Source organism: Streptomyces sp. OfavH-34-F (genome assembly GCF_022347745.1).
GTDB lineage: Bacteria > Actinomycetota > Actinomycetes > Streptomycetales > Streptomycetaceae > Streptomyces.
This window is the reverse complement of sequence record NZ_JAKRGC010000098.1, coordinates 1-20597: the sequence shown is the minus strand read 5'-3', so window position 1 is coordinate 20597 and position 20597 is coordinate 1. Positions and strand designations below refer to the sequence as shown.

Below are 20597 nucleotides of genomic sequence, written 5' to 3'. Positions count from 1 at the left end.
GGTCCGGGACTGCGGGGTGCGGCCCCCGCTCGGCCGGCCGGTCGCCGGGCCGTGGCAGTCCGTGCTGACGCTGCTGCCGTTCCCGGGCCCGGCGGCGCCGAGGCTGGTGGAGCGCGCGGGGCTGGTGGGCGTCCAGCGGGTGGCGCCGGACGAGGCGGCGGTCCTCGGCCGTGCGCTGCGGCTGCCGGACGAAACGGCCCGGGCGCTGCCTCGGCTCGGGGACGACATGGTGCTGTGGTGCGCGCCGGGCCACCACGCGCTGGTCGCGGTGCGGCCGACGGACATCGAGACCGGGCTCCTCGGCGAACCCCGCCGCCTGGACTGACACCCACCGGCCGACGCCCACCGGCTGACGTCCACCCGCCGCCGGTCACCAGCCGGCACCCACCGCCTGACGCCCGCCCACCTCCGGTCACCGGCCGCCGGTCACCAGTCGGCACCCACCGCCTGACGTCCACCCGCCGCCGGTCACCAGCCGGCACCCACCGCCTGACGCCCGCCCACCTCCGGTCACCGGCCGCCGGTCACCAGTCGGCACCCACCGTCTGACGTCCACCCACCGCCGCACCCGGCCGGCATCCGTCCGCTGACATCCCCCGCCGCCCGCGCCCATTCCCGCCGGGCCGCCGGCCGGGGGTCCGCCGCCCCTGCCCTCCCGGGCCCTCCCGTGCTGTCCCCGCCGCCTCTGGCCGCGCGGCCGTGCGCCGTGTATCCAGGAAACCCGCGCACTCAGGAAACCCGCGTACCCGGGGGAACCTCGTACCGGGGAGTCCCCGTACCGGGGAGTCCCCGTACCGGGGGAACCCCGTACCTGGGAAAACCCGTACCCGGAATTCCGCGCCGCCGCACGTGAAGGAGACGGCCTTGCCCGAGCAGAAGAACGTCCGCAGGTCCGGGGCGCAGGACGCCGTGCGCAGGGCCGGGGCCGGGGCGGCGGCGGGCGTCCGGCAGGAAGGGCTCCTCGGCCTCCAGGGCACGGTCGGCAACGCCGTCGTGCTGCAGATGCTGCGGCGGGCGGACCGGCTCCGGGAGCAGGACGAGCACCGCCATGGCCCGGGCTGCGACCACGAGGGGACCGGGCGGGAGGGGCGTCCGGTGCAGCGTTCCACCGTCCATGACGTGCTGCGCCGGGCCGGGCGGCCCCTGGACGAGGCGACGCGCACCGACATGGAGGCCCGGCTGGGCGCCGACTTCTCCGACGTCCGCATCCACGACGACGCCTCGGCCAGGGCGTCCGCGGCCGAGGTCGGGGCCCGCGCCTACACGTCCGGCAGCCATGTCGTGCTCGGCCGGGGCGGCACGGACAAGCACACCCTCGCCCATGAGCTGACCCACGTCATCCAGCAGCGGCAGGGCCCCGTCGCCGGCACCGACGACGGCAGCGGGCTCAAGGTCTCCGACCCGTCCGACCGGTTCGAGCGCGAGGCCGAGGCCAACGCGACCCGGGTGATGCGCGCCGGCGCCCGCACCCCGGCCGCAGAGCAGTCCGCGCCGCAGCCGGGGCACCCCGCGTCCGGCGGCGGCGAGTCGATCCAGCGCGTCAAGTCGTGCACGTGCACCGACCCGTACTGCATGAACGGGGAGCGGTGCTCCTACGCGACGCCGTCCTACACGCTCGGCCAGCACGGCAACAAGACGAAGGAGCAGGCGCGCCTCAGTTCGCTGTACAACACCACGGTCAACGGCTCGACGCACCAGTCGGAGCACCTCTTCGGGTACCGGGTCCTCCAGGGCGACAGCACGCTGACGCGCGGCCGGTCCGCGGAGGCGAGGACGCTGGAGAACAACGCCCTCGCCTACCAGGAGCTGCACGCGGCGCACCGCGCCCATCCGGGCACCGGCACCTCCTCGCAGGTGGGGCCCTCGGGGTTCAACGCGGACTCGTACCGGCACGACACCCACAGCCTGCTCGCCGCGCACCAGGCCGGGGCGGCGGGGCAGCTGAACACGCTCGGCTACATGCACAACCAGAACGGCCAGCTGCTCAACCCCAACGACCCCAACGTCCGGGCGACCAACGACTCCCATCTCCAGATGATCTTCGCGCAGGCGCAGCGGGGCGTGGACATGGCGGCCAACGTCAACGGGCAGAACGTGATCCAGAACGTCCCGTTCACCTGGGAGGAGTTGCTGGAGCAGCGCACCGCCCACCTGATGCGGTCGATGAGCCGGCAGGACGCCGAGAACCAGGCCAGGACGGAACTCGGCCCCTACTACTACTGAGCCGGGTCCGGCAGGAGCGGCAGCAGTTCCGGCAGGTGCCCGTCCGAGGCGGCGGCCGCGGCGACGCGTTCCGCCGGGACCTCCTCGTACAGCGTGGTGCGCGGCTTCGCGGGCCGGCCGGCGAGTTCGGCGATGGCGGTCAGGTCGCGGACCGAGCGGTAGGAGCCGTAACCCGACCCGGCCATGCGGGAGATGGTCTCCTCCATCAGGGTGCCGCCCAGGTCGTTGGCGCCGGAGCGGAGCATCTCCGCCGCGCCCTGCGTCCCGAGCTTGACCCAGCTCGTCTGGATGTTGGTGATGTGCGGGTGCAGCAGCAGGCGGGCCATCGCGGTGACGGCCCGGTTGTCGCGGTCGGTGGGGCCGGGGCGGGCGATGCCTGCGAGGTAGACGGGCGCGTTGGTGTGGATGAACGGCAGGGTCACGAACTCCGTGAAGCCGCCGGTCTCCTGCTGGAGCGCGGCCAGGGTGCGCAGGTGGCCCAGCCAGTGGCGGGGCTGGTCGACGTGCCCGTACATCATGGTGGAGGAGGAGCGCAGGCCCACCTCGTGGGCGGTCCTGATGACCTCCAGCCAGGTCGCGGTGGGCAGCTTGCCCTTGGTGAGGACCCAGCGGACCTCGTCGTCCAGGATCTCGGCGGCGGTGCCGGGGATGGAGCCGAGACCGGCCTCCTTCGCGGCGAGCAGCCAGTCCCGGACGGACAGGCCGGTGCGGGTGGCGCCGTTGACGACCTCCATGGGTGAGAAGGCGTGGACGTGCATGCCGGGCACGCGTTCCTTCACCGCGCGGGCGATGTCGAAGTAGGCCGTGCCGGGCAGGTCCGGGTGGATGCCGCCCTGCATGCAGACCTCGACGGCGCCCACGTCCCACGCCTGCGCGGCCCGGTCGGCGACCTGGTCCAGGGAGAGGGTGTACGCGTCGGCGTCGGTGCGGCGCTGGGCGAAGGCGCAGAAGCGGCAGCCGGTGTAGCAGACGTTGGTGAAGTTGATGTTGCGGGTGACGATGTACGTGACGTCGTCGCCGACCACGTCCCGGCGCAGGGTGTCCGCGATCCGGCACAGCTCGTCCAGGGCGGGGCCGTCCGCGTGGAGCAGGGTGAGCGCCTGGTCGTCGGTGAGCTTCGTCGGGTCGTCGGCGGCCCGGCTCAGCGCGGCGCGCACGTCCCCGTCGATCCGGGAGGGCACCATGCCGGGGGCCGCCGCCTCGCGCAGCGCCTCCCAGTTCCCGTAGACGACGTCGAAGTCGTCGCGGCGGTCGGCGGTGCGGCCCTCGGTGTCGATGGTGCGGTGCAGGTCGGTGCGGCCGGAGGCGTTGAACCCCTCGTCGGGCTCCTGCCAGGGCAGCCCTTCGGGGATCGCGCCCTCCTTCGCGAGCCCGGTGTCCGGGTCGGCGAGCGCGCGCACGTGCGGCAGGAGGCGCGGGTCGAGCCAGGGTTCGCCGCGCTGGATGAACTCCGGGTAGATGGTGAGGCGTTCGCGCAGCGTGAACCCGGACTCGGCGGTGCGGGCGGCGAGTTCGTCGATGTGCGGCCAGGGGCGCTCGGGGTTGACGTGGTCCGGGGTGAGCGGCGACACGCCGCCCCAGTCGTCGATGCCGGCGCCGATGAGCAGGGCGTACTCGGCGTCCACGAGGTTCGGCGGGGCCTGGATGCGGGCGGACGGGCCGAGGATGTGGCGGGCGACGGCGATCGTGGCGGCCAGCTCCTCCAGCTCGGCGTCGGGCATGCCGCGCATCGCGGTGTCGGGCTTGGCCCGGAAGTTCTGGACGATGACTTCCTGGATGCCGTGGTAGGCGCGGGCGGTCCGGCGCAGCGCGAAGAGGGCGTCGGCGCGTTCCTCGTACGTCTCGCCGATGCCGATGAGGAGGCCGGTGGTGAACGGCACGTTGGAGCGGCCGGCGTCCTCCAGGACGCGCAGGCGTACGGCGGGCTCCTTGTCGGGGGAGCCGTGGTGGGGGCCGCCGGGCTCGGACCAGAGCCGGGTGGCGGTGGTCTCCAGCATCATGCCCATGGAGGGGGCGACCGGCTTGAGGCGCTGGAGGTCGGTCCAGGTCAGCACGCCGGGGTTGAGGTGGGGCAGCAGCCCGGTCTCCTCCAGCACCCGGATCGCCATGGCGCGCACATAGGCGAGGGTGTCGTCGTACCCCTCGGCCTCCAGCCACTCCCGGGCCTCGGGCCAGCGGTCCTCCGGCCGGTCCCCCAGCGTGAACAGGGCCTCCTTGCAGCCCATCGCGGCGCCCTCGCGGGCGATGGCCAGCACCTCGTCGGGCGACAGGAACATGCCGTGCCCGGCGCGGCGGAGCTTGCCGGGCACGGTGACGAACGTGCAGTAGTGGCACTTGTCGCGGCAGAGCCGGGTCAGCGGGATGAACACCTTGCGGGAGTACGTGATGACCCCCGGCCGTCCCGCCGCCGCCAGGCCGGCGTCCCGGACCCGTGCGGCGGACGCGGCGAGGTCTCTCAGGTCCTCGCCGCGCGCCCGGAGCAGCACGGCGGCCTCGGTCTCGTCGAGGGCGACACCGTCACGGGCGCGCCTGAGCGCACGCCGCATGGCGTTGGTGGTCGGGAGTCCGCGCTGGGGATCGGTCATGGTCCGAGCATACGAGCGGGCCCCCGGCGGGGGCCCGACCGGATCTCGCCGCAGGTCATCGCGGTTCGGCCGGCATCGCGCGCGGCGTCACCAGGTGGCGCCCGCGGGCTCCTCGATGGTGGCGTTGATGCGGTTGAACAGGTTGGTGAGGCCGATCATCAGGATGATGGCGGAGAGCTGCTCCTCGGTGAAGTGGTCGGCGGCCTCGTTCCACAGCTCGTCGGAGACCGCCTTGCCGGAGCGGTCGGCGAGCCGGGTGACCGACTCGGTCAGGGCGAGGGCGGCGCGCTCCTCGTCGGTGAAGAAGGGGGCCTCGCGCCAGGCGGCCACGGCGTGCAGGCGCTCGTCCGTCTCGCCGTGCTTCTTCGCTCCGGCGACCCCGCCGAAGACGCAGGCGCTGCACCCGTTGATCTGGCTGGCCCGCAGGTGCACCAGTTCCAGGATCTGCGGGGCGACCCCGCCCTGGTACATGGCCTTGTAGATGTTCTGGATGCCCTTCATGGCGTCCGGAAGCACCATGGCGGGGTTCTTCATCCGGGCGGACAGGGCGGGGGTGGTGCGGGTGGTGGTGCTGTTGCTGCTGTCGGTGCTCATCTCTGGTGATCTCCCGTGATCCGTTAGCGTGTTCACCGGATCGACGTATCCGCGCACGGGGGTGTGACAGATGGACGGAACTTTTTCTGCGACGGACCGGTTCGAGGCCGAACGGCCCGGACTGCACGCGGTCGCGTACCGGATGCTCGGCTCGCTCGCCGAGGCGGACGACGCCGTCCAGGAGGCGTGGCTGCGGCTGGAGCGCAGCGATGTGAGCGAGGTCAGGAACCTGGGCGCCTGGCTGACGACCGTCGTCGGCCGGATCTGCCTGGACCTGCTCAGGGCGCGGACCACGCGGCGCGAGGAGCCGCTGCCCGAGCAGGACGGGTCGGTGCGGCTGCCGGACCCGGTGGTGACCGAGCTGCGGCGGGTCGATCCCGAACGGGAGGTGCTGATCGCCGACTCGGTGGGCATCGCGCTGATGATCGTCCTGGAGACCCTGTCCCCGGCCGAACGCCTCGCCTTCGTGCTGCACGACATGTTCGACGTGCCCTTCGACGACATCGCGCCCGTCCTCGGCCGGACGACGGTCTCCACCCGGCAGCTCGCCAGCCGGGCCCGCCGCCGTGTGCAGGGCGCGGCCCCGGCCGCCGACACGGACAACGCCCGCAAGCACGACGTGGTCGAGGCGTTCCTGAGCGCGTCGCGCGGTGGCGACTTCGAGGCGCTGCTGGCCGTGCTCGACCCGGACGTGGTGGCGCGGTCGGACGGCGGGGCGCTGCTGCCGAGCCTGCTGCGGCGCGGGGCGGCGGAGGTGGCGTCGCAGGCGATAACCTTCGCCCGGTTCGCCGCCGAGGCCCGCATCGTGCTCGTCAACGGGACGCCGGGGGTCGTCGCGTACGCCGACGGCCGGCCGCTGTCCGTGATGTCGTTCACCGTCCGGGACGGCCGGGTCGCCGGGCTCGACATCCTCACCGACCCGGCCCGCCTGTCCGGGCTGGGCCTGCCGGCCTGAGGGGTCCGGACGCCGGGCGCCGTCCGGCAACGCCCGGTGCGCGATCGGCTCCTCGCGTACCGTTCCGCCCATGACTGCGGGTTTCGAGGGACGCGTGATCGACGGGCGTTTCGAACTGCTGGAGCGGCTCGGTGGCGGAGGCATGGGGCTGGTCTGGCGGGCGCGGGACGTCGTCCTGCACCGGGAAGTGGCGCTGAAGGAGGTACGGCCGCCCGATCCGGAGCTGCTGCGGCTGCGCCCGGACGCGCCGGAGATGCTGCGGAAGCGGGTGCTGCGGGAGGCCGTCTCGCTGGCCCGGATCACCCACCCGAACGTGGTGACCATCCATCACATCGTGAGTTCGCCGGAGGTGGAGCACCCCTGGCTGGTGATGGAGCTGGTCCCGGGCGGCTCGCTCCAGGACCGGCTGGAGCGCGGCCCGTGCGCCCCGGCCGAGGCGGCGCGCCTGGGCCGGGGCGTGCTGGCCGGGCTGCGGGCCGCGCACGAGGCGGGCATCCTGCACCGCGACGTGAAGCCGGGCAACGTGCTGCTGCGGACGGACGGCACGCCGCTGCTCACGGACTTCGGGATCGCCGCCGTGCGCGAGGCGACCAGCCTCACCAACACCGGTGAGCTGGTGGGCTCCCCCGACTACATGGCTCCGGAACGGCTGCGCGGGCACGACGACGAACCGTCGTCCGACCTGTGGTCGCTGGCGATGATGCTGTACGTCGCGGTCGAGGGCCACCACCCGATGCGCCGTTCGTCCACGCTCGCCACCCTGGCCGCGATCCTGGAGGAGGACGTCCCGGCCCCCCGGCGGGCGGGGGCGCTCGGCCCCGTACTGCGGTCGGTCCTGGTCAAGGACGTCGCCTCGCGGCCGGACGTGGAGCAGCTGGACCGGCTGCTCGCCGAGGCGGCGGAGGACCGCCCCGCCCCGGTCGTCGAGGACGCGCGACCGGGCTCCGGCCCCTCGGCCGCGTACACCCCGACGGAGCCCGGAACCCCGGCCCCGACGGCCGGCTACACCCCCACGGAGCCGGGAACCCCGGCGCCGGCGGGTGCTTCTCGGCCGCCGCGACCGGAACCGGCCGACGCCCGGCCGGGCGGGGACACCGACGGCCGGGGCGAGCCCTCGGCGGCGACGGGCCGGACACCGGTACAGGGCGCCGGGGGCAGCCGGGTCGTGCGCCGGGTGCTGATACCCGGAGTCCTGCTGACCGTCGTGGCGGCCGGGCTGCTGGCCAGGGGCGTCATACCCGGCCTCGGCAACGACGACGCGTCCGCGGGCGCCAAGCCCACGCCGTCCGCGACCCGCTCCTCCTCCCCCACCCCGAAGCCGACCCCCACGCCCTCGCCCACGCCCTCGCCCACACCGACCCAGGACACGGATCTGGTCAGCGCGGCGGGCGGCCGGAGGATCGTCAAGGAACTCAAAGCGGTGACGGGCGGAACGAAGGTGCTCGCCTGGTTCTCCATCCACCAGGGCCACGCCTCGGGCAACGTGCCCGTGAAGGACAAGAAGATGCCGAACGACCAGGTCTACGACGGCTTCTCGTACAACGACGGCTCCGGCAAGCTCGACGGCAACAAGGGCATCCTCGACGGTCAGACCCCGATGGACCTCAGCGAGGTCGACTGGGACAGCTTCCCCCGCCTCCTGCGCGTCGGCTACAAGGAGATGGGCGTACGGAACGCGGACCCCACGAAGACGTATGTGATCTTCGACTGGGAAGACGGCAAGCAGGCCATGCGGTTCTACATCAACGGCGACTACCGGACCTCGGCCATGCTCACCGCCTCGTTCGACGGCACGATCCTGCGGCGCCACAACGCGCGCTGACCCCGGCTACGGGGTGCCCGGCGCCCCGTCCCTCACTCCAGTCCGCGCTTCGCGCGCTCCTGCGCGGTCAGGGTTTCCAGGAGCTTCTTCGGGTCCACGTGGTAGTCGCGCTCGTCCAGGGCGTCGTAGTCCCTGGCGGCGAGAGGCAGGCCCAGGGCGTCGAGTCGGGCGACGATCTGCGCGTACGCGAGGCGCTCGTCCGGTTCGTCCTGGTAGGCGGACTGTTCGGCGGCGGCGGCCTCGGCGAGGGTGGTGCCGCGCAGGTGCCACAGGGTGAACTCGGTGTCGAGGCCGATGGGGCGCCAGGCCGGGGAGGCGGGCTCGTCCGGGTGCAGCCAGTAGCCGACCCAGCCCATGGCGCCCTTGGCGACGAGCTTGACGTGCTCCGCCATCCGCGCGGTGGCGGCGTGGACGGCCTGCATCTTCGGGGCCGCCAGCTCCTCCTCGCTGAGGTAGTCGGTGTCCAGGAAGGGGTGCGGCTCGTCCGGCTCGAAGAACTCCAGGTCGAGCAGGCGCGCGAAGTCGCTGCGGCCCTCCCACTGCGCGATCAGCAGCGTACGCAGGTCGTCCGGCACCGGCCGTCCGTCCAGCCGCTCCCGGGAGAACTCCGCGAGCTGTTCGTCGTACAGGGCGTCCACGTGGCCCCTCCTGTGGGGTCGGTCCTCGATCCTGCCGCCAACGTAACAGCGGCCTCGGACAACGACCCCACCGCCGCTCAGGAGTAGGTCCAGCGCCAGGAGCTCCCGCTGCTGCTGCACCTGATCCGCGCACCGGTCGCCGTGGTGGTCACGGCGCCGTGGTCGCTGTTCCGGCAGAACTGCCCGGCGCGGTAGCAGTTGCCCGCGTTGGACTTGATGGAACACGTGCCGGTGGCCTGGGAACCGCCGCCGCCCGAACCCGACGAGGTCGCCTTGGTGACCCGCACGGTGACGGTCGGGCCGGGGACCTCCACCTTCTTCGTCCGGGTCACGGTGACCGTGGGCGCCGGAGCGGGCGACGCGGTCTCGGTGGCCGTGGCGGTGGCGGTCACCGTGACCGTGGCCGCCGGCTTGGCGCTGACCGTCGCGGCCCCCGAACCGCCCTGCCCGGACTCCGAACAACCGACGGCCCCCAGAGCCAGCAGGGCCACCCCGCCGATCCATATCTGCTTGCGCCGGCTCAACACCTTGCCCATGCGGTCCCCCCACACGTCTCGTCCTGTGTCACGTCAAGTGAGGAGACCGTAGCCCCTCGTACGAGTTGTGGGGGAATCATGAAGGAGCGGTGACCCTATTGTGACCAGGGGCAGGAGTCCTCAAGGGCTGGCTGTATCAGCGGGAAGCCCGCGAACCTCAGGTGTCCGCAGACAGAAGATGATGGTGCCAGCGAAGCTGCGGGTGCCCGTCGATCCAGTAGGTATGGGCCTCTCGGGTAACACGGAGCCTTACGTCGGTGACGTCGGGACGGTTCGCGTCCTGCCACTCTGTGAGGGACTGCTCAATCGTGTCCCACAGCGCCACGGGCCCTCCCTGGCGAACCGTCCAGCCCCCACCGCTCTCCGTGAACGCGGCGAACGACTCGCGGTCCGGGTCGAAGAGGTACAGCAACCGGTCTCCCTCCGGCGTGGCGGCGCGGACGAACCGCGCTCCCGGCGCGGCGAGTTGCGCGACGAAGGCCGGCATCCAGTCCTCCAGCAGCAGCGGGGACACCTTGGCCGCGCGTTCCGTATCGGCGTAGGCGGCTCGGGCGGAAAGGTCGCCGTCGATCGGCGCCTGCGCCTGAGAGCGGGCCTGCATGAACGAACTGCGGCCGACGATCCTGCCCTCGGCGGTCCCATCCTCGGCGACCGTCACCTTCGCCAGCCCCGTCCCGTACCCCCATGTCCCGCCCACCGTGGCGAGGACGATGCCCCCAGGCGTGGTCTGCCTGATCCAGGTGTACGGGATGCGGCGAACCGCGCACGTGGCGATGACACGGTCGTACGGGGCGCGACGGGGATGGCCGAGGAGCCCGTCTCCGGTGACGGTCCAGGTCGAGTGGCCTGCGGTCTCCAGGGCGGCGTCGGCTCGGGCTGCGACGTCCATGTCCACCTCAACGGTGGTGACGTTGTCCTCCCCGAGACGGCTGCACATCAGGGCGCAGGAGTATCCGGTCCCCGTGCCGATCTCCAGGATCCGGTGGCCGTCTTCCACATCCAGTTTCTCCAGCATGTCCACGACGGTGAACGGGGTGGTGGACGACGAGGTGGGGGAACCGGTAACGAGGTCGCTTACCTGGTCGGCGGTGAGGTGCCCGTCGAGCTGGGTGGTCAGGGACTCGTCGCGGTAGGCGATCCGCGTCCACTCGGCCGGGGTGGTTCTCAGGGCGGTCACGGGACGCCACCGGCCGCCCTCCACGGGCAGGAAGACTCCAGGATTCAGGAACAGTTCGCGCGGAACGGCCTCCACCGCCGCCCGCCAGCCGGGATGAGCGAGGACACCGGCCTGTGTCAGACGGGTGGCGAGGCCACGGCGCTCGTCGACGGTGTCGGTCATGGGGCGGCTCCTTCGGTGAGCAGTGTGGCGAATGCGGCGGACATGGCCAGGCCGGTGGCTTCTTCCAGCCATCCCCACTGTCCGTTCGGGTTCAGCTCCAGCCACCAGAGGTCACCGGCACGGTCCACGGCGAGGTCGAAGCTCCCCGAGGCCAGTCCGAAGTGATCGAGGTAGGCGAGGAGCGCCTTCTCCGTCCGGCTGGGCAGGTCCACCACGCGGTAGGACAGGGCCGAGTAGTCCTTGCGCCAGTCGAGCAGCCCGGACTCGATCCGTACGGCGAACACCTCACCACCGACAACCAGCACGCGGAGGTCGGCGACCTTGTCCACGACGGCCTGGAACAGGTGCGGCACCAGGGCCACGCTCGCGTCGATCTCCTCGGTGGTGACCGGATCGGCCCAGCCGGTGACGGGAACGCCGTCGCGTCGGCAGGGCGTCCAACGGAGGATTTTGAAGAGCACCTGGCCGTGGTTGTCGATGAAGGCTCGTGCCTCGTCCGGGTCGTTCGTGACCAGCGTCGGAGGGACAACCAGCCCAAGGCGCTGGGCGACAGCGAGCTGAGCGGGTTTGTAGTCGGCGGCGGCGTTGCGCAGCGGATGGTTGACCCACAGGGGCCCGTCCAGGGCGTACAGGGCCCCGCCGAGGCCGTACCGGACCTGAGCGGACGCGAACCGCGCTTCGTCCGCGCCGAGGTGATCGAAGGTGGGCCACACCGGGCGGCGCCAGTAGACCGATCGAACGCGGGTCAGGTCCACGGTCCTGGACGGAGTGCGAAGCTGCCCGCCCACCGGGGCCGGGCAGCTTCCGAACCGGGCGGAGACCGTCAGGGCCGAGCCGATGTCGGCCGGGTTGAACCTGGTCACGGGTACGTTGCGCCGGCCCAGCTCGGCGATCACCATGTCGGCGGTCAGGTCGTCCGCCTCGGTCGCCACGAGCACCGGCCTCTCGTCGGTCATCGGTCAGTCCTGCTGGGAGTCCTGGTCGTGGCCCTGGTCGTTCTGGGAGTCGCTGTTCGTGACCGTGCTCGTCTCGGTGCCCTTGCTGGTGCCGTGCTTGCCCATCTCGATCACGGTGCCCGTGTGGTCGGTGTAGACGCCGAGTTGCGTGTCGGGGTCGAGCACAACCGACGTGTGGGGGCGGTGGGTGACGGTCGGGTACGGGGCGAGCCTGCCGGCTCCCCATGGACGCGTCACGATCCCGGCTGCGGTGGACATCTTGGCCTCCTCGAAGGCAGTGAGTGGTTGTTGCCGAATCCGAAGCTACGGTCGCGGCGGATGGAGTAGAACTGACTGTGGGTACGGGTTCGCTGACCGAGCGCGTACGAAGGGGGTGGCGTGGGGACGGCGGAAGGTGCGCGTGGGCGTGCCCGCACCGGCCTGATCGCCGGGTTCGTTCTGCGTGTGGCCCGAGAGAGTACGGCCGTCCACACGCAGGCCGGCATGGCGGAGGTGATGGGGGTCGATCTCGCCACGTGGCAAGGGTGGGAGACGGGGCGGCGGCCCCTGGTCAACGTGAAGGCCGGTGCGCTGCTCGACATCCGGCGCCGGTTGCTCGCGCTGGGCGCGGACCCGCGTGTCCTCCAACTCCTCGACCCCGCGATGGACGCGGACCGCATCATCGCCGCGACACTTCACCCGGACGTCAACGCCCGTCACCCCCTCGCACGCTGGGTACACACGCGCGACACCGCCCACATGATCACCTGGGCCCTGAACGGAACCGTCCCACCAACCCTCGCGCGCAGGGCGCCGGTCGAGCGCCGCGGCCCGGTCGCCAAGGCCCCACTCCTCTCCACGCCCGACCGCGCCCTCTTCTTCGACCGTCTCCGGGAGACCGCCGAGTCCGCGTCGCGCACCGGGGACGACGGGTTGCTGCTGCACCGCCAGACCCTCTACCTCTGTTCCTACGACCGGACATCGGAGGCCAAGGCATGGACGGCGCACGCCCTGCACAGCCGCCACGATCTGAGCGCCGCCCATGGATGGTCGCCGCTCTGGGCCACATCGCGCTCGACCGCCACCGCATTGGCCAGGCTTGGCGATCGGCAGCCGCTCCTCGACTTCATCGAGAAGGGGCTGGCTGGTGATGACAAGGCCGAAACAGCGAACCTGAACTACTGGGCGTACTGGCTGGGTTCGATCCGGGAGCCGCAATCGGACGACGCGTTCATGCGGCACGGGCCGACCGACTGGGACCCCGTACGGCTCCTGCGCGGCCTCACAAGCGGCCTCCACCGGGCTCCGGCGTACACGGATCTGTACGTGCACTCGCTGTGGGCCCTGCTGACCACCAACCGATGGCTGTCACTGGCAGACCCCACCCTCGCTGCCGAACTGGCTACGCATTCCGGTCAACTCATGGACCAACGCGAGATCTCCCCGCGAGCACGGCGGGAACTCAGCACGGTGCATTACGTTCTACGCAAGAACCGCACATGACACATCGGAGGCGCATTCATGGCGGACGCAGAGCAGGAGCAGGCCAAGGGGACCGCAGGGTTTCTGCTGGAGATGGGGATGCTCAAGCGCGCCAAGCGGAGCGGCTGGTGGATCGCCGGGGTGAAGGATCCCGAGACCATCGCGGAGCACAGCTTCCGGGTCGCGCTCATCGGCTCCGTGCTCGCCATGATGGAGGGCGCCGACCCCGCGAAGACGGCGCTCCTCGGACTGTGGCACGACACGCAGGAGACCCGCGTCGGCGACATCCCGCACATCGGCCGCCGCTACCTCGAAGCCGCGAGCAACGAGAAGGTCACCGCGGACCAGGTGTCCGCCGCGCACCCCGCCGTGCGGGCCGGCGCGCAGCGGATCGTGGAGGAGTACGAGAACGGCGACTCCCCCGAAGTCGTCTGCGCGCATGACGCCGACAAGCTGGAATGCCTCATCCAGGCCGTCGAGTACCGCGAACAGGGCTGCGCGAACGTGCAGCCCTGGATCGACAGCAGCATCGCCAAGCTGAAGACGGCCTCCGCCCAGGCCCTCGCGGAGGCCGCGCTCACCATGACGTCGATCGAGTGGCAGCAGACGTACCTCCGCTGAGCCGCCCGGTCGTTAGCTCGGTCAGAGGTACGCCGCGTACGCGTCCAGCGTGCGCAGCACCTCCGGCTCCTGGGTCGGGGGGAGTTGGAGGACGACCTCCTCGATGCCCAGGTCCGCGTAGTGGGCGAGCTTGCCGGGGGTCGGGTTCACCGCGTACGGGACGACGTGGAGGTCCTTCGGGTCGCGGCCGGCCGCCTCCCAGGCGGTACGGAGGCGGGGGAGGGACTCCGTGAGGCCCCGGCCGCCGATGGGGAGCCAGCCGTCCGCCGTGCGGGCGATGCGGTCGAAGAGCCGGGGGCCCGCCGCGCCGCCGAGCAGGGTGCGGGGGCCGCGCTCCCGGTGCGGCTTCGGGTGGGCGTGGCTGGCCCGTACGGAGGTGAACTCGCCCTCGTACGCCGCGGGTTCGTCCGCCCACAGAGCCCGCATCAGGGCCAGGTGCTCGTCGCCGAGGCGGCGTCGGGTGGACCACTCCACGCCGTGGTCGGCGGCCTCCTCGACGTTCCAGCCGTAGCCGACGCCGAGGGTGAAGCGGCCGCCGGAGAGGTGGTCGAGGGTGGCGATCTGCTTGGCCAGGTCGATCGGGTCGTGCTGGGCGATGAGCGTGATGCCGGTGCCGAGGGCCAGCCGTTCCGTCACCGCGGCGGCCTGGCCGAGCGCGACAAAGGGGTCCAGGGTGCGGCCGTACTCGCGGGGCAGGTCGCCGCCCGCCGGGTAGGGCGTCTCCCGGCCGGCCGGGATGTGGGTGTGCTCGGGCAGATAAAGCCCGGCGAAGCCGCGCTGTTCCAGTTGGCGCGCCAGCCGTACCGGGGTGATGGTCTCGTCGGTGAGGAAGATCGTGGTGGCGATCCGCATGCGAAGGCACCTCCGTCGTTGTCCCGTGGCGCTCCAACGTATGCCGTTCGCGTGCCGTTCCGGGCCGTGCGGCCGAGACCACGCACAACCCGGCCAGAAACTTAGGTTAGGCTCCCCTAAACAAGACGTCGATGCGGAGGAGTACGGCCATGGGGCACGGCTGGGAGGGCGTCGTCCTCAAGCTCATGCGGGGGCGCGACTTCACGTTCACCGTCACCGCGACCGAGCCGCCCGCCGGCGGCTTCCGGCGCCTCACCGTCACGGACGGCGGGCTGCTCGCCGCGACCGGCGGGGCGCACCCGACGATGTGGGTGCGGCTCTGGTTCGACCGGGCCGGCAAACCGCACCAGCGCGCCTACACCCTGGTGGACCCGGACCCGGAGGCCGGCACGTTCACCCTGGAGTTCGCGCTCCACGAGGGCCCCGCCACCGACTGGGCGCTGGCCGCCCGGCCCGGGGACACGGTCGAGGCCACGCTCCAGGGCACCGGGTTCACCCTGCCCGAGCCGGCCCCCGCCCGGCTCTTCGTGATCGGCGACCCGGCCTCGCTGCCCGCGATCAACTCCCTGCTGGACGCCCTTCCGGCGACCCCGGCGACCGTCTGGTACGAGACCCCGCCCGGCGAGGACGCGGAGCCGCCGCTGCGCCTGGACCCCGCCCGCCACACGCTGCACCGGGTCGAGCGGCGGGGCGGCGCGCTGGCCGACGCGGTGCGGTCCGGGCTGCCGGGCCTGCTGGGCGCCGACGCCTCGGACGCGTACGTGTGGATCGCCTGCGACACCGCGACGACCAGGTCCCTGTCGGCGTACGTACGCAAGGACCTCGCCGTCCCCAAGGACCGGGTGCACGCCCTGGGCTACTGGCGCGCGGCCTGACCGCCGCGCCGGGCGCGGGTTTCCCTACTCGTCCGCACCGGCCTCGCGGCGGCCGGGGAAGAGCAGCCGCGCGCTGCCCGTGATCAGGCCCAGGGAGGCCAGCACGACGGCGGAGCGCACCCAGCGCATCCCGCCGTGCCAGCCCTGGGGGTCGCCCAGGGCCGCCCACAGGACCCCGGCCAGCCCGACCAGCAGCAGAAGCGCACCCGAAACACGACTCGACGCAGTGTCCATGAGCCCATGATGGCGTGGACCCCGGCGCCGGCACACGTGCGTTTCGCTCAGCCGCTCGTGCGCGACGCCGCTCCGCTCGCCGGACCCCGCACCCCCTCCATCGCGCGCAACCGCGCCGCGCAGCCCCGCCGTTGGATCGCCGCCAGGCCCGCCACCGCCGCGCCCAGGGCCAGCCAGCCCGCCGGGCCCGCGGCCATCACGACGCCCGTCAGCAGGGGCGGGCCCGCCGACTTCTGGATGGACTGGGACATGCCGGCCACACCCAGATAGGCGGCGCGTTCGCCGGGCGGGGCCAGCAGGACGGCCAGTTCCCAGGAGCTGACCGAGCGCATCAGCTCCGCCATCGTGACCAGGACCGCCGCCGCGAGCAGGACGAGCGCCGCCGTCCAGGCGTCGGCGCTCGCGGCCCAGGCCGGCAGGGCGCAGCACACGCTCATCAGGACGCCGTACAGGCCGAGCGCCCGCACGGCACCCCGGGGCCCCTCCGCGCGCCGGGATACGGCGAGTTGGAGGAGGACGACGAGCACGGTGTTGATGACCAGGAACGCCGGGACGAGGGCGTGCGGGGCGGAGGTCTCGCTGACGAGCCAGAGCGGGAGGCCGACGCCCAGGATCGAGTCGTCCAGGTTCATCGGGATGTCGAGCAGGACGAAGCGGAGGTAACCCCGGTCCCGCCAGGGGCCCTTGGGCCGGGCCGGGCCGGCGGTCGCCGGGTGCGGCTCCCCGGCCGTACGGGCGCCCGGCCCGCTTGTCCGCCACACCAGTGCGGCGGCGACGGCGAAGGAGAGGGCGTTGCCGATGATCAGGGCGCGGTACGCGTCCGTCGTGCCGACCGCCAGGCCGAGCGCGGCGATCCCCGCGCCGAAGCCGTACCCCGCGTTGGAGGCGCTGCGCGACAGCGCCTGGTACGCGGCGCGCCGGTCGCCCGCCGCGCGGGTGGCGAACAGCATCTCCAGGGTCTTGGCCGCCCGGTCCCCGAGGTAGGTCACCGCGACCACGACGAGCAGCGCCTCGAACCGCGTACAGACCAGCACCAGCGTGAGCGTCACCAGCCGCAGCAGATGGCAGCCGATCAGCAGGGTGCGGACCGGGAGCCGGCCGGCCAGGCGGCCCGCGAGCGGGGAGCCCGCGATGCCGGCGACGCCCGCCGCGCCGAGCAGGACGCCGATCTGCTGGGCGCTCAGATGCGTGACGAAGGTGAGGTAGAGGACCGAGGAGGCCGCCCACAGCCCGGTGCCGGTGCGGTCCACGGCCAGGGCGCGCAGCATGATCCGGGCGTCCCGGCCGCCCGGCGGGTTCCTCAACTGGGCGAACAGCCCCGGCTCCTGGCGCTTCCGCACCGCCACCCACCCCCAGGTATCTCGATATCAAGAGACTTACCGACGCGCGGTAGCCTGCCCGCACATTCTCTTGATGTCAAGATGCTTGAGGCCGAGATAGTTGCCGCGCGCGATCGAACAGGCGGGGAACGAATCCGGTGTCCGGCTCCTCTGGGGGGTGACCCGAGCGCCACCGCGCCCGCTCCCACCACCGAGGAGTCCCCGTGACAGCAGCCACCACCACCCGCGCCGCCGCCCTCGCCGTCGCCGCCGTCCTCGGCACGGACGGGCTGCTGCACGTGCTCTGGTCCACCGGAAGCACCTGGCCCGCCGGGGACGCGCAGGCCCTCTCGTACGCGGTGCTCGGCATCGACGCCCCGTTCACCCCGCCCGTCGTGCTCCCGCTGGCCGCCGCCCTGTTCGGCGGCGCGGCCCTGGTCACCGCGCGCGCCCGGCTGGGCCGCGCCCACCGGTTCGGGCGGCTCCTCCAGGCCGGTACGCTCGCCGTCGCCTGCGGGACCGCGGTGCGCGGGCTCGCCGGGCTCGCTTGGGCGGCCGGGCTGGACACCGGACTCGACGCGGCGGCCGGAGACACCTTTCAGCTCCTCAACCGGGCCCTGTACACCCCGCTCTGCCTGCTGATGGCCGCCGCCGCGCTCCGGGTGGCGGCCGGGAAGGAATCCACCGGTGCCCGATGACGAGGAGCGCGACCGCGCGATACGCCTCGCGGTGGCCGCCCGGCGCGGGGACACCCTCGCCATGAACGAACTGCTCGACGTACTCGCCCCGTACGCCGGCCGCATCTGCGCCCCGATCGCCCTGGCGGACGGGCCGGACGCCGTCCAGGAGACCCTGGTCGCCGTCTTCCGGGGCCTGCGCTCGCTGCGGGAACCGGCCGCCCTGTACGGCTGGGTGCGGGCCATCGCCTGCCGGGAGGCGGTCCGCGTCGCCCGGCGGGGCGCCCGGTCGGTGCCCGCCGACCTCACCACACTGCCCCAGCGCGGCGACCCCCAGCTGGCCACCGACATCGGTGACGTACTGGCCCGGCTGAGTCCCGAGCACCGGGCGGTGCTCGTGCTGCGCGATGTCGAGGGGCTGGACGAGCGGGCCGCCGCCGATCTGCTCGGACTGCGCGTCGGCACCGTCAAGTCCCGTCTGTCCCGCGCACGGGACTCCTTCCGGAAGGCATGGACGTCATGACCGAAACCCCGCAGGGGCCCGACGCCCCGCTCCCCCAGTGGCCCGCAGGCGCGCCCCTGGACCCGGTGCGCCGCCTCCGCGTCCTCGCGGCCGGGGTGTCCGGGGCCCGCGTCACCGTCCGCGAGATCGCCGCGCCCTGCGCCGATGTGGCGCCGCTGCTCGCCGACGTCGACGGCGAACTGGCGCGCCTGGTCCCCGACATGCGGCGGCTGCGGCTGACCCGCGCCGAGGGGGACCGCGTGGAGGCTCAGGCACGCAGCCGGTTCGGGATGCGCGCCCGCTTCCACGGGGTGCGGCGCCCCGGCTGGCTCTGGCTGCAGAGCCGCTTCGTGCTCATCGGAATCGCGGCGGCCCCGGCCCCGGACCGCCCCGGCCACACCCTGGTGGCGTTCACCGGCGGGGTGCGGGTGCCCGGACGGGCGGCCCTGGTCCCGGTCGGCGTGGGGCGGGCGGGGCGCGGGGTGCTGGCCCGGCTGGCCGTCCGCGTGGAGCGGGGCCCTACTTCGGGTCACGGTTGAACTGCGCCCTGGACCAGAGGTATCCGAGGACGGTGAGCGCGACGCACCAGCCGGCCGCGAGCCACCCGTTGTGGCCGATCTCCGTCCCGAGCAGCAGTCCGCGCAGGGTCTCGATCGTCGGGGTGAACGGTTGGTACTCGGCGACCGGCCGGAACCAGCCGGGCATCGACTCCAGCGGGACGAACGCGCTGGAGATCAGCGGCAGCAGGATCATCGGCGTGGCGTTGTTGCTGGCGGCCTCCACGTTGGGGCTGCCCAGGCCCATGCCCACGGCGATCCAGGTGAAGGCCAGGGCGAACAGGGCGAGCAGACCGAAGGCGGCCAGCCACTCCAGGGCGGTGGCATCGACGGAGCGGAAGCCCATGGCGACCCCGACCGCGCCGACGATCACCACGCTCAGCAGCGTCCGCAGCACACTGCCGGCGACATGGCCGAACAGGACCGAGCCCCGGTGGATGGCCATGGTGCGGAAGCGGGCCACGATGCCCTCGGTCATGTCCATCGTCACCGAGACCGCGGTGCCGACGACGGTCGAGCCGATGGTCATCAGCAGGATGCCCGGCACGATGTACGCGATGTACGCGTCCCGGCCGGCGCCACCGCTCATCGTGTCGCCGAAGACGTAGACGAACAGCAGGAGCAGCATCACCGGGGTGAGCAGCAGGTTCAGCGTGAGCGACGGATAGCGCCGGGCGTGCAGCAGGTTGCGGCGCAGCATGGTCGCCGAGTCGCGGACGGCGAGGGAGAGGGTGCTCATCGGACGGTCTCCTTGGTCGGGGCGGGCGAGGGGGTGTCGGTGAGGGCGAAGAAGACGTCGTCGAGGTCGGGCGTGTGCACGGTGAACTCGTCGGCCTCGATGCCGGCGGCGTCCAGCCGGTCGAGGATGGAGCGCAGGATGCTCTGGGTGCCGTCGCCGGGGAGCCGCAGGGCCAGCGCCTCGTCGTCGCGGGCGGCGTCGGCGCCGAGGTGGTCGGCCGCCGCGCGGTAGGCGGCCGGGTCGCCGAAGCGGAGCCGGACGTGGCCGCCGGGGACGATGCGCTTCAGCTCCTCGGCGGTGCCCTCGGCGGCGATCCCGCCGTTGTTCAGCACCGCGATGCGGTCGGCGAGTTCGTCGGCCTCCTCCAGGTACTGGGTGGTGAGGAAGACCGTCACCCCGTCGGCGACCAGGCCCCGGACGACCTGCCACATGTCGTGCCGGGAACGCGGGTCGAGTCCGGTGGTCGGCTCGTCCAGGAAGATGATCCGGGGGGAGCCGACCAGGGTCATGGCGATGTCGAGGCGGCGCTTCATGCCGCCGGAGTAGGTGGAGGCGGGCTTCCCCGCCGCGTCGGTGAGGCCGAAGCGGTCCAGCAGCTCCGCCGTGACGCGCCGGCCCTCCGCCTTGGACAGGTGGTGCAGGTCGGCCATCAGCAGCATGTTCTCCTCGCCGGTGATCAGGCCGTCCACCGCCGAGAACTGGCCGGTCACCCCGATCGCCGCGCGCACGGCCTGGGGGTCCGACGCCAGGTCGTGGCCGGCCACCTCGATCGGGCCGGAGCCGGGGCCGGGCGAGATCAGCGTGGAGAGGATCTTGACGGCGGTGGTCTTGCCGGCGCCGTTCGGCCCGAGCAGGGCGAACACCGTTCCGGCCGGGACGTGCAGGTCGATTCCGTCGAGCACGGTCTTGTCGCCGTACGCCTTGCGCAGATTGCTCGCGGCGATGGCCGGGTGCGTCATGGGAGGGCTCCTTCGGGGCGCGGGGTGGGGCGGGGGCTGCGGGTGGTGCGGAGGCGGGGGGCGGCTCAGAGGTAGGGGGCGGGGCGGCTCAGAGGGGCGGGGGCGGGGCGGCCCCGAGGGGAGCGGGGCGGCTCAGGGGCTGCGGGCGGGGGT

At 72.9% G+C, this 20597-nt stretch carries 21 protein-coding genes and 1 pseudogene; 10 read left to right on the top strand and 12 right to left on the bottom strand.

Features of this window, described 5'->3' with window-relative positions:
- Together MHW47_RS16680 and MHW47_RS16675 are read left to right on the top strand one after the other, a co-directional pair.
- Positions 1–325: pseudogene (locus MHW47_RS16680) on the top strand (hypothetical protein); the annotation flags it as partial.
- A 677-nt stretch (positions 326–1002) separates the two neighbouring features.
- Positions 1003–2223 (top strand): DUF4157 domain-containing protein, encoded by a 1221-nt coding sequence (locus MHW47_RS16675; RefSeq protein WP_239224087.1) that lies wholly within the window; start codon positions 1003–1005, stop codon positions 2221–2223.
- Here the strand turns inward: MHW47_RS16675 and MHW47_RS16670 are convergent.
- Positions 2217–4808 (bottom strand): bifunctional FO biosynthesis protein CofGH, encoded by a 2592-nt coding sequence (locus MHW47_RS16670; RefSeq protein ID WP_239224082.1) that lies wholly within the window; start codon positions 4806–4808, stop codon positions 2217–2219. The two genes, MHW47_RS16675 and MHW47_RS16670, sit on opposite strands and share 7 nt — an antisense overlap.
- 87 nt (positions 4809–4895) lie before the next feature.
- The gene (locus MHW47_RS16665; RefSeq protein WP_239224086.1) at positions 4896–5354 is read right to left on the bottom strand and encodes a carboxymuconolactone decarboxylase family protein; all 459 of its coding nucleotides are present in this window, start codon (positions 5352–5354) and stop codon (positions 4896–4898) included.
- 118 nt (positions 5355–5472) lie between these two features.
- Here MHW47_RS16665 and MHW47_RS16660 point away from each other — a divergent pair, with 118 nt between their 5' ends.
- Positions 5473–6357, top strand: coding sequence for a sigma-70 family RNA polymerase sigma factor (locus MHW47_RS16660; RefSeq protein ID WP_239224080.1), 885 nt, complete (start codon positions 5473–5475; stop codon positions 6355–6357).
- A 70-nt stretch (positions 6358–6427) separates the two neighbouring features.
- Positions 6428–8179, top strand: coding sequence for a serine/threonine-protein kinase (locus MHW47_RS16655; protein ID WP_239224078.1), 1752 nt, complete (start codon positions 6428–6430; stop codon positions 8177–8179).
- Between the two features lie 32 nt (positions 8180–8211).
- Here the strand turns inward: MHW47_RS16655 and MHW47_RS16650 are convergent, their stop codons facing one another.
- From MHW47_RS16650 to tgmA, 5 genes are all read right to left on the bottom strand, one after another.
- Entirely contained in the window at positions 8212–8817 is a 606-nt protein-coding gene (locus MHW47_RS16650; protein WP_239224076.1) for a hypothetical protein, read from the bottom strand.
- A 77-nt stretch (positions 8818–8894) separates the two neighbouring features.
- Complete coding sequence (locus tag MHW47_RS16645; RefSeq protein ID WP_239224074.1) at positions 8895–9353, bottom strand: hypothetical protein; 459 nt, start codon at positions 9351–9353, stop codon at positions 8895–8897.
- Between the two features lie 157 nt (positions 9354–9510).
- Complete coding sequence (tgmC, locus tag MHW47_RS16640) at positions 9511–10692, bottom strand: ATP-grasp peptide maturase system methyltransferase (RefSeq protein WP_239224072.1); 1182 nt, start codon at positions 10690–10692, stop codon at positions 9511–9513.
- The gene (tgmB, locus tag MHW47_RS16635) at positions 10689–11648 is read right to left on the bottom strand and encodes an ATP-grasp ribosomal peptide maturase (RefSeq protein ID WP_239224070.1); all 960 of its coding nucleotides are present in this window, start codon (positions 11646–11648) and stop codon (positions 10689–10691) included. Before tgmB ends, tgmC begins: the two co-directional genes overlap by 4 nt.
- Positions 11649–11651: 3 nt before the next feature.
- On the bottom strand, positions 11652–11906 hold the full coding sequence (gene tgmA / locus MHW47_RS16630; RefSeq protein ID WP_239224068.1) for a putative ATP-grasp-modified RiPP: 255 nt from the start codon (positions 11904–11906) through the stop codon (positions 11652–11654).
- A 225-nt stretch (positions 11907–12131) separates the two neighbouring features.
- Between tgmA and MHW47_RS16625 the strand changes: the two genes are divergently transcribed.
- Both MHW47_RS16625 and MHW47_RS16620 read left to right on the top strand, forming a co-directional pair.
- Positions 12132–13130 carry an XRE family transcriptional regulator gene (locus tag MHW47_RS16625; RefSeq protein WP_239224067.1) on the top strand — a complete coding sequence of 333 codons (999 nt, stop codon included), beginning with the start codon at positions 12132–12134 and terminating at the stop codon, positions 13128–13130.
- 18 nt (positions 13131–13148) lie between these two features.
- A complete protein-coding gene (locus MHW47_RS16620) occupies positions 13149–13730 on the top strand; it encodes an HD family hydrolase (RefSeq protein WP_239224066.1) in 582 nt (193 codons plus the stop codon).
- 21 nt (positions 13731–13751) lie between these two features.
- Here MHW47_RS16620 and MHW47_RS16615 read toward each other — a convergent pair whose 3' ends face one another.
- Complete coding sequence (locus MHW47_RS16615) at positions 13752–14582, bottom strand: LLM class F420-dependent oxidoreductase (RefSeq protein ID WP_239224065.1); 831 nt, start codon at positions 14580–14582, stop codon at positions 13752–13754.
- A 149-nt stretch (positions 14583–14731) separates the two neighbouring features.
- Between MHW47_RS16615 and MHW47_RS16610 the strand changes: the two genes are divergently transcribed.
- Entirely contained in the window at positions 14732–15457 is a 726-nt protein-coding gene (locus MHW47_RS16610) for a siderophore-interacting protein (RefSeq protein ID WP_239224064.1), read from the top strand.
- A 24-nt stretch (positions 15458–15481) separates the two neighbouring features.
- On the opposite strand, the gene MHW47_RS16605 is transcribed toward MHW47_RS16610, so the two are convergent.
- Positions 15482–15691, bottom strand: a complete 210-nt coding sequence (locus MHW47_RS16605; protein WP_239224063.1) for a hypothetical protein — start codon at positions 15689–15691, stop codon at positions 15482–15484.
- A gap of 47 nt (positions 15692–15738) precedes the next feature.
- Entirely contained in the window at positions 15739–17031 is a 1293-nt protein-coding gene (locus MHW47_RS16600; RefSeq protein ID WP_239224062.1) for an MFS transporter, read from the bottom strand.
- A 203-nt stretch (positions 17032–17234) separates the two neighbouring features.
- Here MHW47_RS16600 and MHW47_RS16595 point away from each other — a divergent pair, with 203 nt between their 5' ends.
- The 3 genes from MHW47_RS16595 to MHW47_RS16585 all read left to right on the top strand — a co-directional run bounded on the left by MHW47_RS16595 (position 17235) and on the right by MHW47_RS16585 (position 18728).
- Positions 17235–17708, top strand: a complete 474-nt coding sequence (locus MHW47_RS16595) for a DUF3995 domain-containing protein (protein WP_308381609.1) — start codon at positions 17235–17237, stop codon at positions 17706–17708.
- Positions 17709–17769: 61 nt separating this feature from the next.
- On the top strand, positions 17770–18210 hold the full coding sequence (locus MHW47_RS16590) for an RNA polymerase sigma factor (protein ID WP_275449279.1): 441 nt from the start codon (positions 17770–17772) through the stop codon (positions 18208–18210).
- The gene (locus tag MHW47_RS16585; RefSeq protein ID WP_239224060.1) at positions 18207–18728 is read left to right on the top strand and encodes a hypothetical protein; all 522 of its coding nucleotides are present in this window, start codon (positions 18207–18209) and stop codon (positions 18726–18728) included. Before MHW47_RS16590 ends, MHW47_RS16585 begins: the two co-directional genes overlap by 4 nt.
- Here the strand turns inward: MHW47_RS16585 and MHW47_RS16580 are convergent.
- Both MHW47_RS16580 and MHW47_RS16575 read right to left on the bottom strand, forming a co-directional pair.
- Positions 18709–19485, bottom strand: coding sequence for an ABC transporter permease (locus tag MHW47_RS16580; protein ID WP_239224058.1), 777 nt, complete (start codon positions 19483–19485; stop codon positions 18709–18711). The genes MHW47_RS16585 and MHW47_RS16580 overlap by 20 nt on opposite strands.
- The gene (locus tag MHW47_RS16575; RefSeq protein WP_239224056.1) at positions 19482–20444 is read right to left on the bottom strand and encodes an ATP-binding cassette domain-containing protein; all 963 of its coding nucleotides are present in this window, start codon (positions 20442–20444) and stop codon (positions 19482–19484) included. The genes MHW47_RS16580 and MHW47_RS16575 overlap by 4 nt, the downstream gene beginning before the upstream one ends.
- Between the last annotated feature and the right edge of the window lie 153 nt (positions 20445–20597).

Excerpts from the sequence above, each read along its gene's own strand:
- MHW47_RS16675 (WP_239224087.1), top strand. The coding sequence starts at position 1,003 with ATGCTGCGGCGGGCGGACCGGCTCCGGGAGCAGGACGAGCACCGCCAT.
- MHW47_RS16670 (WP_239224082.1), bottom strand. The coding sequence starts at position 4,808 with ATGACCGATCCCCAGCGCGGACTCCCGACCACCAACGCCATGCGGCGT.
- MHW47_RS16660 (WP_239224080.1), top strand. The coding sequence starts at position 5,473 with ATGGACGGAACTTTTTCTGCGACGGACCGGTTCGAGGCCGAACGGCCC.
- MHW47_RS16655 (WP_239224078.1), top strand. The coding sequence starts at position 6,428 with ATGACTGCGGGTTTCGAGGGACGCGTGATCGACGGGCGTTTCGAACTG.
- MHW47_RS16645 (WP_239224074.1), bottom strand. The coding sequence starts at position 9,353 with ATGGGCAAGGTGTTGAGCCGGCGCAAGCAGATATGGATCGGCGGGGTG.
- tgmC (WP_239224072.1), bottom strand. The coding sequence starts at position 10,692 with ATGACCGACACCGTCGACGAGCGCCGTGGCCTCGCCACCCGTCTGACA.
- tgmB (WP_239224070.1), bottom strand. The coding sequence starts at position 11,648 with ATGACCGACGAGAGGCCGGTGCTCGTGGCGACCGAGGCGGACGACCTG.
- tgmA (WP_239224068.1), bottom strand. The coding sequence starts at position 11,906 with ATGTCCACCGCAGCCGGGATCGTGACGCGTCCATGGGGAGCCGGCAGG.
- MHW47_RS16625 (WP_239224067.1), top strand. The coding sequence starts at position 12,132 with ATGGCGGAGGTGATGGGGGTCGATCTCGCCACGTGGCAAGGGTGGGAG.
- MHW47_RS16620 (WP_239224066.1), top strand. The coding sequence starts at position 13,149 with ATGGCGGACGCAGAGCAGGAGCAGGCCAAGGGGACCGCAGGGTTTCTG.
- MHW47_RS16615 (WP_239224065.1), bottom strand. The coding sequence starts at position 14,582 with ATGCGGATCGCCACCACGATCTTCCTCACCGACGAGACCATCACCCCG.
- MHW47_RS16610 (WP_239224064.1), top strand. The coding sequence starts at position 14,732 with ATGGGGCACGGCTGGGAGGGCGTCGTCCTCAAGCTCATGCGGGGGCGC.
- MHW47_RS16605 (WP_239224063.1), bottom strand. The coding sequence starts at position 15,691 with ATGGACACTGCGTCGAGTCGTGTTTCGGGTGCGCTTCTGCTGCTGGTC.
- MHW47_RS16590 (WP_275449279.1), top strand. The coding sequence starts at position 17,770 with ATGAACGAACTGCTCGACGTACTCGCCCCGTACGCCGGCCGCATCTGC.
- MHW47_RS16585 (WP_239224060.1), top strand. The coding sequence starts at position 18,207 with ATGACCGAAACCCCGCAGGGGCCCGACGCCCCGCTCCCCCAGTGGCCC.
- MHW47_RS16580 (WP_239224058.1), bottom strand. The coding sequence starts at position 19,485 with ATGAGCACCCTCTCCCTCGCCGTCCGCGACTCGGCGACCATGCTGCGC.
- MHW47_RS16575 (WP_239224056.1), bottom strand. The coding sequence starts at position 20,444 with ATGACGCACCCGGCCATCGCCGCGAGCAATCTGCGCAAGGCGTACGGC.